The sequence below is a fragment of the Arthrobacter sp. DMZ02-1R genome (genome assembly GCF_057747935.1).
Window position 1 is genome coordinate 3,081,933 of sequence record NZ_CM173230.1, and the last position, 14,088, is coordinate 3,096,020.

Annotated in this window: 13 protein-coding genes; 4 read left to right on the plus strand and 9 right to left on the minus strand. The window is 61.5% G+C overall.

Translation table 11 applies throughout. The features are described 5' to 3' along the window. Nucleotides 1-5: 5 nt before the first annotated feature. The 8 genes from AC3ANQ_RS14805 to AC3ANQ_RS14840 all read right to left on the minus strand — a co-directional run bounded on the left by AC3ANQ_RS14805 (nt 6) and on the right by AC3ANQ_RS14840 (nt 8,388). Nucleotides 6-1,646 carry a UDP-N-acetylmuramoyl-L-alanyl-D-glutamate--2,6-diaminopimelate ligase gene (locus AC3ANQ_RS14805; protein ID WP_488301743.1) on the minus strand — a complete coding sequence of 547 codons (1,641 nt, stop codon included), beginning with the start codon at nt 1,644-1,646 and terminating at the stop codon, nt 6-8. 122 nt (nt 1,647-1,768) lie between these two features. Then, on the minus strand, nt 1,769-3,565 hold the full coding sequence (locus AC3ANQ_RS14810; RefSeq protein ID WP_488301744.1) for a peptidoglycan D,D-transpeptidase FtsI family protein: 1,797 nt from the start codon (nt 3,563-3,565) through the stop codon (nt 1,769-1,771). A 43-nt stretch (nt 3,566-3,608) separates the two neighbouring features. After that, entirely contained in the window at nt 3,609-4,268 is a 660-nt protein-coding gene (ftsL, locus tag AC3ANQ_RS14815; RefSeq protein WP_488301745.1) for a cell division protein FtsL, read from the minus strand. Next, a complete protein-coding gene (rsmH, locus tag AC3ANQ_RS14820; protein WP_488301746.1) occupies nt 4,265-5,263 on the minus strand; it encodes a 16S rRNA (cytosine(1402)-N(4))-methyltransferase RsmH in 999 nt (332 codons plus the stop codon). The genes ftsL and rsmH overlap by 4 nt, the downstream gene beginning before the upstream one ends. 183 nt (nt 5,264-5,446) lie before the next feature. Next, nucleotides 5,447-5,878, minus strand: coding sequence for a division/cell wall cluster transcriptional repressor MraZ (mraZ, locus tag AC3ANQ_RS14825; RefSeq protein WP_488301747.1), 432 nt, complete (start codon nt 5,876-5,878; stop codon nt 5,447-5,449). Nucleotides 5,879-6,258: 380 nt separating this feature from the next. Then, a complete protein-coding gene (locus tag AC3ANQ_RS14830; RefSeq protein ID WP_488301748.1) occupies nt 6,259-6,621 on the minus strand; it encodes a DUF3040 domain-containing protein in 363 nt (120 codons plus the stop codon). Nucleotides 6,622-6,857: 236 nt separating this feature from the next. Continuing rightward, entirely contained in the window at nt 6,858-8,114 is a 1,257-nt protein-coding gene (gene dinB / locus AC3ANQ_RS14835) for a DNA polymerase IV (RefSeq protein ID WP_488301749.1), read from the minus strand. Between the two features lie 118 nt (nt 8,115-8,232). Further along, a complete protein-coding gene (locus AC3ANQ_RS14840; RefSeq protein ID WP_488301750.1) occupies nt 8,233-8,388 on the minus strand; it encodes a hypothetical protein in 156 nt (51 codons plus the stop codon). A gap of 70 nt (nt 8,389-8,458) precedes the next feature. Here AC3ANQ_RS14840 and AC3ANQ_RS14845 point away from each other — a divergent pair, with 70 nt between their 5' ends. Next, nucleotides 8,459-8,746, plus strand: a complete 288-nt coding sequence (locus AC3ANQ_RS14845) for a hypothetical protein (RefSeq protein WP_488301751.1) — start codon at nt 8,459-8,461, stop codon at nt 8,744-8,746. Continuing rightward, nucleotides 8,743-9,834 (plus strand): polyprenyl synthetase family protein, encoded by a 1,092-nt coding sequence (locus AC3ANQ_RS14850; protein ID WP_488301752.1) that lies wholly within the window; start codon nt 8,743-8,745, stop codon nt 9,832-9,834. The genes AC3ANQ_RS14845 and AC3ANQ_RS14850 overlap by 4 nt, the downstream gene beginning before the upstream one ends. 100 nt (nt 9,835-9,934) lie before the next feature. On the opposite strand, the gene AC3ANQ_RS14855 is transcribed toward AC3ANQ_RS14850, so the two are convergent. Continuing rightward, nucleotides 9,935-10,288 carry an Rv2175c family DNA-binding protein gene (locus AC3ANQ_RS14855; protein WP_488301753.1) on the minus strand — a complete coding sequence of 118 codons (354 nt, stop codon included), beginning with the start codon at nt 10,286-10,288 and terminating at the stop codon, nt 9,935-9,937. A gap of 233 nt (nt 10,289-10,521) precedes the next feature. Between AC3ANQ_RS14855 and AC3ANQ_RS14860 the strand changes: the two genes are divergently transcribed. Further along, nucleotides 10,522-11,877, plus strand: a complete 1,356-nt coding sequence (locus tag AC3ANQ_RS14860; RefSeq protein WP_488301754.1) for a lytic transglycosylase — start codon at nt 10,522-10,524, stop codon at nt 11,875-11,877. Nucleotides 11,878-11,949: 72 nt separating this feature from the next. Continuing rightward, entirely contained in the window at nt 11,950-14,025 is a 2,076-nt protein-coding gene (gene pknB, locus AC3ANQ_RS14865; protein WP_488301755.1) for a Stk1 family PASTA domain-containing Ser/Thr kinase, read from the plus strand. The last annotated feature ends 63 nt before the right edge of the window (nt 14,026-14,088 follow it).

Here is a 14,088-nt window from a genome sequence, read left to right on the forward strand (position 1 = left end):
TCGGTCTAGGACTCTATCCGCTCGTCCGTGGAAACTCTGAATCCCCTGGCTGTCAAGGCAGCCCGCAGTTCTACCCGGTCATCCAGTGCAAGGTTGACACCCTTCACTTCCTGCCAGACTTCATGTCCGCGGCCGGCGATCAGGATGGTGTCCCTTTCTGTGGCCATTTCCACGGCCTGGCGAATGGCAACATCACGGGGATGAGCTTCCAGGATCTCGCAGTCAAGATGCTCCGACTCGCGGGCAGCGCGGGCCCCGGCGATGACTTCCGAGCGGATGGTCGCCGCGTCTTCGTCGTGGGGGTCGTCGTCGCTGACAATGACGACGTCGGCGAGCCGGGCCGCTATGGCTCCCATGGTCGGCCGCTTTCCCTGGTCCCGTTGGCCTGTGGCACCGAAAACGACGATCACCCGGGATCCGGGCTCCGGGGAGCGCACCGCCTTCAGTGCCCTCGCCAGCGCGTCCGGGTTGTGCGCGAAATCAACCACGGAAGCCGGGGCGTCCGAGATCAGCTGCATCCGGCCCGGTACGGAAACGGTAAAGGGATCGTCACTGTCCAGCGCCGCCTGCAATGTCTGCGGATCGATGCCCGAAGCCAACACCATGACGGTCGCCAGCGCCGCGTTGGCGACGTTGAAGTCCCCCGGCAATCCTGTGTGGACGCGCAGCGCTGTTCCGTTACGGTGGCGCAGCTCGAAGTCGGTTCCAAGCCCTCGTTGCGTGGTGGAGACCACAACCCAGTCAGCATCCGTACCGGGTACGGCGGACAACGTGGTCACGGGAATTCCAGCCTCTTCGGCCAGCAACAACCCCCACTGATCGTCCACGGTCACCACGCCCCGGCGTGCGCGGGCGGTGGTGAAGAGTTCCGCTTTCGTCCGGAAGTACTCATCCATGCTTCCGTGAAGGTCCAGGTGGTCCTGAGTCAGATTAGTGAAGCCGGCGACGTCGAACGTCACCGAGTCGACCCGGTGGAAGGACAGGGCGTGGGAGGAGACCTCCATGGAAGCCGCATCGAGCCCGCGCTCACGCATGAGGGCGAGCAAGGCATGGACATCCGTCGACTCTGGCGTCGTCAGCAGGCTCGGGATGGCTTCGCCTCCCGCAACGATTTCGATCGTCCCAATCAGGCCAGGGTTCAAGCCCAGCGCGCGGAGAAGCGAATTGATGAAGTAGGTAGTGGTGGTCTTGCCGTTTGTACCGGTGACGCCGAAAAGTGTCGGCGAAGACGCGTCTTCGGGTTGGCTGCGATAAATCAAGGCAGCAAGAGGCCCGACGGCGGCGCGGGGGCTCCCGACGATCAGCACAGGAACAGCGAGGTCGTCGCCGAGCGCCAGTTGGCGTGCGCCGTCTTCATCACTCAGGACGGCTACGGCGCCAGCGGCCACAGCTTGGGGGACAAAGTCGGCTCCGTGGCGTGTGGCTCCGGGCAGGGCCAAGTACAGGTCTCCAGGTTCCACGGTGCGCGAATTCAGGGACACACCAGTCACCGACGTACCGCCGGAGTCCGGAGGAAGCGCGATTCCCAGGGAAGCCGCGATGGCCTCAAGAGGGACCGCGGTCACGACGGCGGGGCGGAAGCCGGGTTTGTCCGTAGCCGGCGGGTTCCCTTTAGGGATCGATACGGCGTCATTCTGCTCTGACAAGTGGGTCTCCGTTGGTACTCGTAAAACTGGCCGCGCGGGAACCGTGGGGCTCCCGGAATCGGCATGGGTGGATCGTAATTTGGCCGGACAGATGCCCAACAAGCTTACTTGGCGAAAATGACTTACTTGGCGTACTGCGGGAACCGCGCCGGTGTCCCGGTGGACGGGGGGACGTTGTAGGTGCGCAGGACCTGGCCCATGACCGAGCGGAAAATCGGTCCCTGGGTGATGCCGTAAATGTTCCCTTTAGGCCGCTGAACAACCACCTCGACGATGAACCGTGGATTTTCCATGGGCGCCATTCCAATGATGGAAGCGGTGAAACCATCGAAGCCAGGCAGTCCGTCTTCACGGGGCGCCTCGGAGGTTCCAGTCTTCGCACCCACCCGGTATCCGTCGATGCCGGCATCTTTGACTTCACCCATGGTGACGTTGCTCTCAAGGATGTCGCGGACCTGTTGGGCCGTCTCCTTGGAAACGACTTGCCTGGGATCCTTGGCAGGAACTTTCGCCTCCACACCGTCGGCGCCGACGTAGCCGTCGATAAGTCGTGGCTGCAGCATCACGCCGCCATTGGCCACGCTTTGGTAGGCCCGAACCGTTTGGACGGTGGACTGGGAAACACCTTGGCCGAACAGCACGGTGTACTGCTGCCGGTCGTCCCATTGCTCAGGCTTCGCGAGGATGCCGGTGGCTTCAGAGGGAAGACCAATGTCCGGAGCTTCGCCGATGCCGAAGCGCTTGAGGTAGTCGTAGCGCTGTTGCTTGGTCAGGCGACTGCCGACCATCACGGTACCGGTGTTCATCGAATAGCCGAGAATGCCGGCAAGGGTCCTCTGTTCGGTACCGTGTAAGAAAGCATCAGTAAACGTCTGACCGTCAATCGTTACAGCCGGCGGAATGGTGAACGTGTCCAGCGGGCTGGACTTTCCTTCATTGATCGCGGCCGATGCCGTGACCATTTTCTCTACCGAGCCAGGCTCGTAGGCGGCCGTTACAGACCGCACACCGCGGTCCGCGGCCGCAACCTTACCGGGGTCATTGGGATCCGGGGCATTGGTATCCGCCATCGCGATGATGTTCCCGGTCTTGATGTCCTCGACGACGATCGATCCCCATTGGGCGTTGAGCTGGTTGACCTGCGTCTGAATGGCCTGCTGCGCAAAGTACTGGATATCCGTGTTCAAGGTCAGCTTGACGTCTTTGCCATTCACGGCCGGGGTCAGCAGGTCGGTTGCCACGGGAATGCGAAGACCGTCGGCGCCGATCTCAAATACCCTCTTTCCGTCTTTCCCACGGAGGAGCTCGTCTTGAGTCTGTTCAAGGCCTGCCTGGCCCGTGGTGCCGTCCTTGAGGAATCCGATGACGCCCCCGGCAACGCTCCCATTGGGGTAGACGCGTTTGCTGATGCCTTCCGATCCAACACCCGGGATATGCAGTTGGGAAATCTGGTCTTCAACTTCGGGCTTCACTTCCTTGGCCACGATGCTGTATTTCTTCTCCCCGCTCACGGCTTGCGTGACCTGGTTGACATCCATCCCCAAGGCGCTGGCCAGCTCCGCAATGCCCTGGGTCCTGGAGATCTTGTCGATGCCTTGGGTCTGGGGGTTGTAGCGCGAAAACTCAGTGGCGGCGGTGTTGACCGTTTGGTCAACCACGATGTTGTAGCGGATCACGCTGCTGGCGAGCACCGTGCCGTTGGCGTCAAGAATCTTGCCGCGTTCGGCAGGCAGAATCGTAGACTTCAGCCGGTTGTTATAGGCGGCCTCGGCCATGCCGCCGACGTCCAGTCCCTGGACGAGGAACAACTTGCCCCCGACCACCAAGAGGAGTGTCAGCATGATTCCGAGGCCGATGCGAAGGCGCTTCTTCGCCGCCGGCGTTCTCTTGTTCTTCGATTTGCCGGTCTTCTGCACCACGTCGATTCCTTGCTGTTTTCCTTGAAATCAGGTCGGCTGGAGGCTATTGCCCGGGCACCCTCTGTTGTGGGGCGGGGACCGAACCACCGTGGAGATCCACAACCGGCTGCGGTGCCACAGGAGCCGCGGGCGCCTCCGGCTTGGCCGGTGTGGAGTCAGCAGTTGCTGCTGGCTTGCGGTTTTCCAGCGGATCCTTGGCGGTCGCAGGAGGTACGACACTGAGCTGACCTGCAACCGCAGGAGCAGCTATGACAGCACCGGGATTCTGTCCCTTGACTGCCGGCGTCGCTTTACCTGTGACCGTCAGGCTGTCCAGATCGATCTGGCCCGTGGCAGTGGAAGCTACCATTCCCAATTCTGCGGCCTTGGCCGCCAGATTCTGCGGAGCTTCGAAGTTCTGGACCTGCTGTGTCAGATCCTGGTTCTGCTTGTTCAGGGAAGCAGCATCGTTCCTGAGCTTCACGAGATCGTACTGGGCTGTGGAAACAGAGATGTTGAGCACCAGGACCGTCAACAGCGCTGCCGCGAGGACGCCGAAGCAAAAGACGACGAATGGAGTACGTCGTCTTCCGGGCACACTCTGCACGAGCGAGAGCGGGGTCCGCGCCTTGCGGGGGGCGTCGCGCTCCGGGCCACGAACGGGCAGGGCACGCGCTGTGTTGCCCACCGTGGTCGGCAAGATCTTCGCGGCGGCGGTGCTCATGCTGTTCTCCTCGCTTTGATGCGTTCCACTGCCCGCAGCCGGGCGGATGCCGCACGCGGGTTTTCGGCGATTTCTTCGGGCGTCGGCACTTCCGTGCCTTTAGTCAAGGTCTTGAATTCCGGTTTGTGTTCCTCGAGCTCCACCGGAAAACCGAGGGGAGCTGATGACTTGGACCGTGACTGGAATACTGACTTGACGATCTTGTCTTCGAGCGAGTGATAGGACATCACCACCACGCGTCCCCCCAATGCTGAGGCCGAGAGAGCAGCAGGTACTGCCCTTTCCAAGACGTCGAGTTCCTCGTTGACTTCAATCCGCAAAGCCTGGAAAGTCCGCTTTGCCGGATGTCCTCCTGATTTTGCCGCCGATGCAGGAACCACGCCGCGAATCTGCTCTACCAGTTCTCCCGTGGTGGCAAAGGGCTTGATGGCCCGCGCCGCGACGATGCGATTGGCGATCCTGCCGGCGAACTTCTCTTCGCCCCATTTGCGGATGATCCGAACCAAGTCTTCTTCGGAATAGTTATTGACAACGTCAGCGGCCGTCTGGCCGCGGCTCGTGTCCATGCGCATGTCCAGTGGTGCATCGTAGGAGTAGGCAAAGCCGCGCTCCCGCTCGTCCAGCTGAAGGGAAGACACTCCGAGGTCCATGAGGATGCCGTGCACCTCGGGGATGCCAAGGTCCGCAAGGACGTCTTCAATCTCGTCATAGACGGCATGTACCAGATCAGTGCGGGACTCGAACGGCTTCAGTCGCGCTCCTGCCAGGGCGAGGGCCTCTTCGTCCCGGTCTATTCCAACAAGGTGTAGATCGGGGAAACGTTGGAGCATCGCTTCGGAATGGCCGCCCATTCCCAACGTTGCATCGATGGCCACGGGCGTCTCTCCACGGCTGCGGGCCGCTTCAAAACCGGGGGCCAACAAATTGATGCACCGGTCCTTCAGGACCGGTACATGGCGCTCCGAGGTTGGTTTTGGCGCGTCTTGCTCCTCCATGCGGCCTCCTCAGTGCTGAATTGTTCGGTGCATCTGCCGGTCAGTTGGTTGCTTCTTGGGTCGGATCCCCATCCGCGCCTATCGCAGTGTCCGCCTGGCTCCGGGGAAGGTGAGCCAGGAAAACAACGTGATGGGCGGCTGGAGATCCCATCCAAGAAGCCTTGCTGCTTCTTGGCCCGGCTTCTAAAAGAACCCGGGGAGATTGTTGTCGTCGGTCTCCGAGAAGGCGGCTTCCTTCTCGGCCAGGTACTCATCCCAAGCTTGGGCATCCCAGATCTCCGCTCGGGTTCCGGCGCCGATTACCGCCAGTTCCCGATCGAGACCCGCGTAGGTCCGGAGCGCCTGCGGAATTGTCACGCGCCCCTGCTTGTCAGGTACCTCGTCAGAGGCTCCGGACAGGAAAACCCGGATGTAGTCACGTGACTGCTTGGAGGAGATGGGGGCCTCCCGCATGGATTCGTGAATACGTTCGAATTCCCGCTGGCTGAAGACGTAGATGCAACGCTCCTGGCCTCTTGTGAGCACCAAGCCGTCAGCAAGTTCCTCGCGGAACTTGGCGGGGAGGAAGATCCGGCCCTTTTCGTCCAGACGCGGCGAATGCGTGCCAAGAAACACTGGCCCACCGCCCCATCTGTCAAAGGTGCCCGTACCTGTCCAACGCCGCCACTACCCTCTTACTTGCTCCACTTTACTCCACAAGCCCCCACAGTCAACGTAATCCGGCGTGTTTCTGCACCACTTTCGAATGAGAACGCCTGAAAACACGGCGATTTCGTGCGTGGTGGAAAGTGGAGCGGATTCTGCGGCGGCCTTCCCGGGAGGGCGCGACGGCGGAGCCAAAGCCGTGCCACGCCTCCTGGGATGCGGCGAACCGGGCGTTTAAATGCGAAAAGACCCGAAATTCGGGTCTTTTCGCAATCAGGCCAGCGCCTGGTGGTGCAATGTGGAGGGCCTCGGCTTCCTGCGGAAGACAAACGCTATTTGAGGGCTCTCAACTACTCTTCGCCGCGGCGACGCTCGTCCCAACGCTCCTCAAGATTGCTCATGAATGAGTTCCTGGCCTTACCGGTTTTTGCACTCTTCGTCTTGCCGCCGATAGCCCTTCGCAGGGTCGCGAAGTAAACGCCGGCGCCCATGACAATGAAGCCCAGCACACCAAGGAAGATGTTCTGCAACGACACACCTACCAACAACAAGAGGATCCCGGCGATAGTGCCTAGAACGCCAATAACGATGTGCCTGGTCGACCATGAACGAATGGGGTCAGAGCCCATTGAATTGGCAAACTTTGGATCGTCCTCATGCAGTTGCTTCTCGAGTTGCTCGAGGAGCTTCTGTTCGTGCTCCGAGAGGGGCATCGCGACCTCCTTTAGTCGGCCAGCGTCTGGATACGCCGCGGCCGTTGCCTCTGTTCCTTTTGAACGGACGAATCCAAAAAAGGGTTCCCGAAGACCGGGTCTTGTGAACACGGTCTCACGGAACAGACACAACGGAGCAATTTATCCAGACGGTCTAAATCTGTGTACCTCTAGGATAGTTTGTTGGCCGCTGTTCTGAAAGACACGCCGGAGGCAGACAAGGAGCTCTTCGACAGCTAAGGAGATCCCGGCTCATTGGGCTCTGTCTGCGGTTCCAGAAGCCTCGCCGGAAGAACGGTTTTACTGCCGAATCGCTCGCTGACGCGGTCCAACGCCTGCTCAGCAGCCCGCCAATTGTCGTCCCTGCGATCGAGGCTCAACTGCAGCGAGGCGTGTTCGGCCGGCTCGAGCTGCTCGGCCCGTACACCAACAAGGCGCACGCTCATGGGCCTGTCCCCCAAGGATGCAAGCAGTTGGCTCGCCACTTGATAGATGAGCTGGGCGCTGTCCACCGGTGTGTGCATCGTCTTGCTGCGGCTGATTGTCGAAAAATCGGCATAGCGCAGCTTCAGCGCGATTGTCCGGGCCAGCATCCCGGCAGTCCGTAGCCGTGAAGCGGTGCGGTGGGAGAGCCTGAGCAACTCGCGGTGCAGCAGTGCATCGTCCGGGGTATCGACCGCGAAAGTCTCTTCGGAGCCAATGCTCTTTTCCAAGCGTGTGGGCGTGACCGGCCGGGGATCCAAACCCATGGACAATCGGTGGACGTGCTCTCCCGGAGCTCCGAGTACCCTTTTCAAGGAAGAAAGGGGCGTTGCCGCAACATCGGCAACGGTGCGGATTCCCAGCCTGGCAAGGACATCGGCAGTCTTGGCCCCGACTCCCCACAAGGCGCTTACGGGAAGACTGTGCAGGTACGCTACGGTCTGGTCCGCCTCAATGAGTAGCAGGCCGTCGGGCTTGCAGCGCGTGGAAGCAATTTTGGCAACGAACTTGTTGGCGGCAATCCCGACGGACGCCGTAATTCCTAGCTCTGAGGCGACACGGCGCCGGATCAGATGTCCGATCTGAAGTGGCGGACCCAATCTCCTGATCGCCCCGCCGACGTCCAGGAAAGCTTCGTCGACGCTCAGGGGCTCCACGAGGTCAGTTATTGATTCAAAGATTCCCATTAACTGCCGGGAGACCTCGTAGTAGAGGCTGTGGCGTGGTTCGATGATGACCGCTTTGGGGCACATCCGCATGGCGTTGGCCATGGGCATGGCCGACCTTACGCCCAAGGCACGCGCTTCGTAGGAGGCGGACAGCACAACGGAGCGATCCACCGGGAAGCCCACAATGACAGGTTTTCCGCGGAGTTCAGGACGGGTGCGCAATTCAACCGTGACAAAGAAGGCATCCATGTCCACGTGGAGGATGCTGGTGCGCCTGAGCTCCCGCAACGCAGCTGGATTCGGGGTGAATCCTTGCCCGGGGTCCTCTGCGTATGGTTTCACAAGGAAATCCTATGCCGCTGTACCCGTTAAACTGGAGGCAGCTTCCGGCACCCTAAGCTGGAAGCAGCATCCGGCGTCGTCCCCAGGAGGAAATCCCTGTGAAGCTCTTTGGAAAGCCTCAACCCGCCAGCCTGGCCCTGTTGGCCACGGGTGTCGCGTTGACCATTTCGGCTTGCGGGGCGTCCCCTGCGAGCACGGTATCCCAAGGGCCGGCGCCAACATCGTCCGGGCCGGCGGCTGCTTCGTCAAGCCCCGCGGCGACTACTTCTTCCACGGCCAACCCGGGGGCGTCCGCGACCGTCGGAGCCCTCGTACCGGGGTTTCCGCAACAACTGATTCCCCTGATGCCCCAGGCAGCCGTCGAGTCCAGCAGTTTCGACAAGAACACCTCCCCGGCTTCGGTGGCCTTAGTCGGCACCATTGCATCGCCCGCTGACGCCGTGGTGGCCTTTTACACATCTGCGCTCACGGCACAGGGTTTCAAGGAAGTTCCAGGGAACACTGTGGGAAGTATCAAATCAAAAGACTTCCTGCGTGGGGACAATGAAACGGTAAATATCTCGGTGGTGGAAAACACCGGGAAATCCACATTCACCATCGGCGCCAACGTGGCCGCCGGGTCCGTCAAGTGACTACCGAAAGCCTCGCTGCGGAACAGGGCCGCTTTGTTGCCGACGTCGCCGCCAAACTTAACGGCTTCCTTGGTGCCCAACAAGAGACCATGTCGACCATATCCTCCGATGTCACTCCCCTCATGGGCTCCATCACGAACCTTGTGACAGGCGGGAAGCGCCTCCGGGCATTGATGTGCTACTGGGGGTGGCGAGGTGCCGGAGGTGAGTCTGCGCATCCGGACATCATCACGGCCGGCTGCGCCTTGGAACTCTTCCAAGCCGCAGCCCTGATTCACGATGACATCATCGACCGCTCTGATACCCGGCGCGGAGGTCCCAGCGTTCACAAACGGTTCAGCCAACTCCATGAGCGCGAGGGCTGGGCACTCGACAGCGAACGTTTCGGGCATGCTGCCGCTATTCTCACCGGGGACCTGTGCCTGTCCTTCAGCGAGGAGGCGTTCACACAGATCGGCGCCAGGGCTGCTTCCGGGACCTCTGCGCGGCGGATCTTCAACCTGATGCGCGCCGAGGTCATGGCAGGGCAGTACTTGGACATCCTGGAGGAAGTAGCAGGTCCAGTTCGGGACCGCGCGGGTGCCGTCAAGCGAGCCCAGTCCATCATCCGTTTCAAGTCGGCAAAGTATTCGACAGAACACCCCCTGGCGCTTGGGGGCGCCTTGGCCGGCGCAAGCACAGAGCTCCTTCAAGGCTATTCCGCCTTCGCGCTGCCTCTTGGTGAGGCATTCCAGCTGCGCGACGACGTCTTGGGCGTATTCGGCGACCCCGGGATGACTGGAAAGCCAGCGGGCGATGACCTGCGCGAAGGCAAGCGGACCGTGTTGGTCGGCTTTGCCATCAACCAAGCCGGAGTTCCAGATTCCGCCTACATCGACTCCATGCTCGGCAGGCAGGACCTCGGTGAGGCCGAGGTTGCCGAGATCAGGCGCATCATCGTGGATTGCGGAGCGCTCGAAGCCACGGAAGCAATGATCGAAGAGCTCAGCAACGAAGCTTTCGAGGCGTTGGACCGCCTACCCCTGGCTGAACTGCCACTCACAGCCCTCCGGCAGTTGGCCGAAGCCGCTGTCAGCCGGGCCGCATGAACTCTTGACTAAATCCGGGTGAAAAGCAGCCTGAATATCAGGCCTAATGCAGTGGTGGCGGCAGCTTCCTGCCGCCACCACTGCATTAAAGGCGGGTCCTTTACCAGGCCAGCGATTGGGCCCTGCGTCGGATTTCAGTCTTGCGCCCTTCACGCAACGCATCGACAGGGCGGCCACGCAGCGATTCATCCGGGGTGAAGAGCCATGCAATGAGCTCCTCATCCGTGTACCCGGCATCGCCAAGCACTGCAATGGTGCCCTTCAGGCTGTCCACCACATGACCGTCCTGGATGAAGAGGGCGGGAATCGAACGGATGTTCCGTTCGCCAACCCTCACAGCCACAACTGCACGCTCATCCAGAAGACCGTGGACTTTGGTGATTGAAACGTTCAGCAGCTCTGCCACATCGGGCAGCGGCAGCCAATCGGAAACGAGGCTTTCTAGATTACTCACGGATCAAGATTGCCACGCCTGTGCGCTTTGCGCCTAGCCAGCCCGGCGGCAAGGGCAGGATTTATGGCCGTGAATGCCCAAGAATCGAAAACCCTGGGATTTCTTGTGCGGAACCGAAAAATGTGAGAGATTCACATTGATCACATTTGCATCACTACCCACTTTAGTAACACTGGTATCACTGGCAACAGCGGCATTCCCAAATATCCGCTGCTGAGATGAGGATTGCTCCCATGACGACGCCCCGCTCGCCCAAGAAAACAACGAGCATGCCCAAAATTGCGGCCACAACAGCGGCCCTGCCCGTCGTCATGCTCTCTTCACTGGCGCTCGCCCAATCGGCAACTGCATTGCCGGCGGTACAGCCTCAGCGGATGCCGGCCACCCTGGCCGCCGCCATGGAGGCGCAGGCTTCGGCCGTGTCCGCCAACGTCATTCCGGCGTCTGCCGTTGCTTCGACAATCCCGGCTTCCATGCAACCGATGGCTCCAGCTGTTCCGGCCATGTACACGATCGTCCGGGGCGATACCATCAGCGGCATCGCTGCCCGTTACGAGCTGAACACCAACACAGTGCTGGAGCTCAACGGGCTCTCGGCCAACACCATCATCTACCCAGGGCAGCAGATCAAGCTGTCCGGTTCCGGGACTGCTGCGCCAGCACCGGCCGCGTCAAGCCCGGCCCCCAGCCCGTCGTCGTCATCCGGGGCAGCGACTTACACCGTCAAGCCCGGCGATACTCTGAGCGGTATTGCCGCCCGCAATGGAGTGGCCCTGTCCGATGTCTTCAGCTGGAACGGCCTTAACGGCCGGTCCATCATCTACCCGGGACAGCAGATCAAGGTCGGGTCCGGAACAAGCGCACCGGCTCCTGCGGCGCCGGCACCTGCTCCGGCTCCCGCGCCGGCAGCGCCGGCGCTTGTCGACACCGGCGCCTACACCATCAAGTCCGGCGACACTTTGGGCGGTATTGCGTCCCGCCTTGGCGTCTCCCTCTCGTCCCTGCTCTCGGCAAACCACTTGTCCATGAGCACCATCATTTACCCGGGCCAGAAGCTCGCCATCCCCGGCGCTCCCGCCGCTCCTGCTCCCGTCACTACCCCCTTGGTCCCGAGCACATTCCTGGGCTACACCTACCCGGCGGCTGTCGTCAGTTCAGCCAACGCGAACAAGGCGCTCCTCAATGCTGCTCCGGTTCCCAGCACCGCCCAGATGAAGGGGATCGTCGCCGACACTGCCCGCCGCATGGGCGTAGACCCCTCCTTGGCCATGGCGTTCGCCTTCCAGGAATCCGGCTTCAACCAGCGTGCAGTCTCACCTGCCAACGCCATCGGCACCATGCAGGTCATTCCCTCCTCCGGCGAATGGGCCTCCCAACTGGTAGGACGCAAGCTCAACCTTCTCGACCCGTACGACAACGTCACTGCCGGCGTCGCGATCATTCGGGCCCTGGTGAACACCAGCAAGGACGTGAACACGGCCATCGCAGGCTACTACCAGGGCCAGTACTCGGTGAGCAAGTACGGCATGTACGACGACACCAAGGCCTACGTGGCCGCAATCCTGGCTCACAAGAAAAACTTCAGCTGAACCACGCCGCAAACATGGGCCCGGATCGCATGCCGATTCGGGCCCATGTTTTTGCTCAACTAGGATCGTAGGGTGCAGGAACAAGTTTCGGACCATCTCCTCGGATCCCTCGTGGACGGGCGTTACCTCGTCCGATCGCGCTTAGCGGGCGGCGGAATGTCGACTGTCTACCTCGCCACTGACGAGCGACTCGACCGCGAGGTGGCGCTCAAAGTGCTGCATCCGCATCTGACCAACGACCAAAACTTCCTTGACCGCCTTCGGCGCGAGGCTCGGGCGGCCGCCAGCCTGTCCCACCCCCATGTGGTCGGCGTCCTCGACCAGGGACAAGACGGCCACGTTGCGTACATCGTCATGGAATACATCAAAGGGCATACGCTCCGCGATGTCCTCAACGAAAAGAGCGCGCTCCCGCCCCGGCTGGCCTTTGCACTGATAGACCCGGTCATCGAAGGACTGGCTGCCGCCCACGCAGCGGGGCTGATACACCGCGACGTGAAGCCAGAGAATGTCCTGATCGCCGACGACGGCCGCATCAAGGTGGGCGATTTCGGCTTGGCCCGCGCGGTGACGGCGACCACGAGCACTGGCGCCCTGATCGGCACAGTTGCCTACTTGGCTCCCGAACTGGTCTTAGGCAAGCCCGCCGACGCCCGGAGCGACATTTACTCTGCCGGCATCATGCTTTACGAGATGCTTACCGGCGAGCAACCCTATTCCGGCGACGTTCCAATCCAAGTGGCTTACCAGCACGTCAACGCGAGCGTCGTGCCGCCGTCGCTCGCTGTTCCCGGACTGGCCGCGGACATTGACGAACTCGTCCAATGGTGCACCGCAAAGGAACCCGAAGAGCGTCCTGTGGACGGTTCTGCACTCTTGTCGGAACTGCGGCATATCCGGACAACACTGAGCGACGCACAGCTGGACATCAGCCCGCCTGCCGCCAAGGCGCTTGCCGCGGGGGCCGAAAGCGCACAAGAGACCGGGGCAACCGCGGTAGTCGCCCCCTTCCATGCCGAACGCACGGAGACGTTGGAAAGAATCGGCCGCCCGACGGAGATCATCTCAAGCCAGCGCAATCCGACCACGGTGCTGCCGCCGTCGGGCTTCTCCCCCGGTGAGACGACGGTTCAAGCTGTGTTGCCCACGGAGCGGTCTGCACCGGCGAGCAAACGCGACCTCAAGAGAATGGCTCGCCAGGAAGAAAAGGACCGCGTCCGCGCCGCGGCCACCCCGTCGCGCTCTTTGCAGGAAGGCAATCCGCGCCGCCGTGCCGTGATCTGGACGGTTGTCGTGATTGTCCTCGCAATCCTCGCTACCGCCGCGGGCTGGTTCTTCGGCATGGGGCCAGGCTCGCCCGGAACCATTCCGGACACGAAAAACAAGACGGTTGCGGAAGCCCAGCAGTTACTGAGAACCGCCGGCTTCCAGTCTGAACCGAGGGACGTATTCGACGACCAGGTCACGGCCGGGCTAGCGGTTGGCACGGAGCCCGCATCCGGCCAGGTCATCCGGAAGTTCCAACCCGTGTCGCTCTTCGTTTCGAAGGGACCGCAGTTGTTTCCGCTCACTGCGATGACGGGCCTCACGCTGGACCAGGCCAAGAATGCCCTCGGCACGGCAGGAATGACGCTCGGCAACGTTACAGAGCAGTATGACGAAAGAGTGCCTTCAGGCTCGGTCATCTCCCAGTCCCCGGTTCAGGACACGGCAGTCCGCCACGGCACGCCGGTGGCATTGGTGGTCTCGAAAGGACCTCAGCCCCTGCCCGTCCCCGATGTCCGTGGGATGACCCAGCAAGCAGCTGTTAAAGCGATCAGCGACGCCGGGCTGACCGCCAAAATTGCGCCGGAACCCGTCAATGACAAGAAGGTTCCCGCGGGGGCCGTGGTCAGCCAGACCCCTGCCAACGGCACTTTGACCCGTGGCGAGCCGGTCACGTTGACCCTGTCCAAGGGACCGAAACTCGTTCATGTTTCCAGCTTCATCGGGAAGCAGGCGGATGCGGCACGCAAAGCCTTGGAATCGCTGGGATTCGAGGTCAAGATCAACAACGTTTTGGGTGGCTTCTTCGGCACAGTCCGGGACCAGAACCCCGTGGACAGCGATGCACCGGAAGGCTCCGTCGTCACCTTGACCGTCGTGTAGGACGCCCCGCATACAGGAAAGGCGATCCGGAACATTCCGGATCGCCTTTCCTGTATGCGGCCT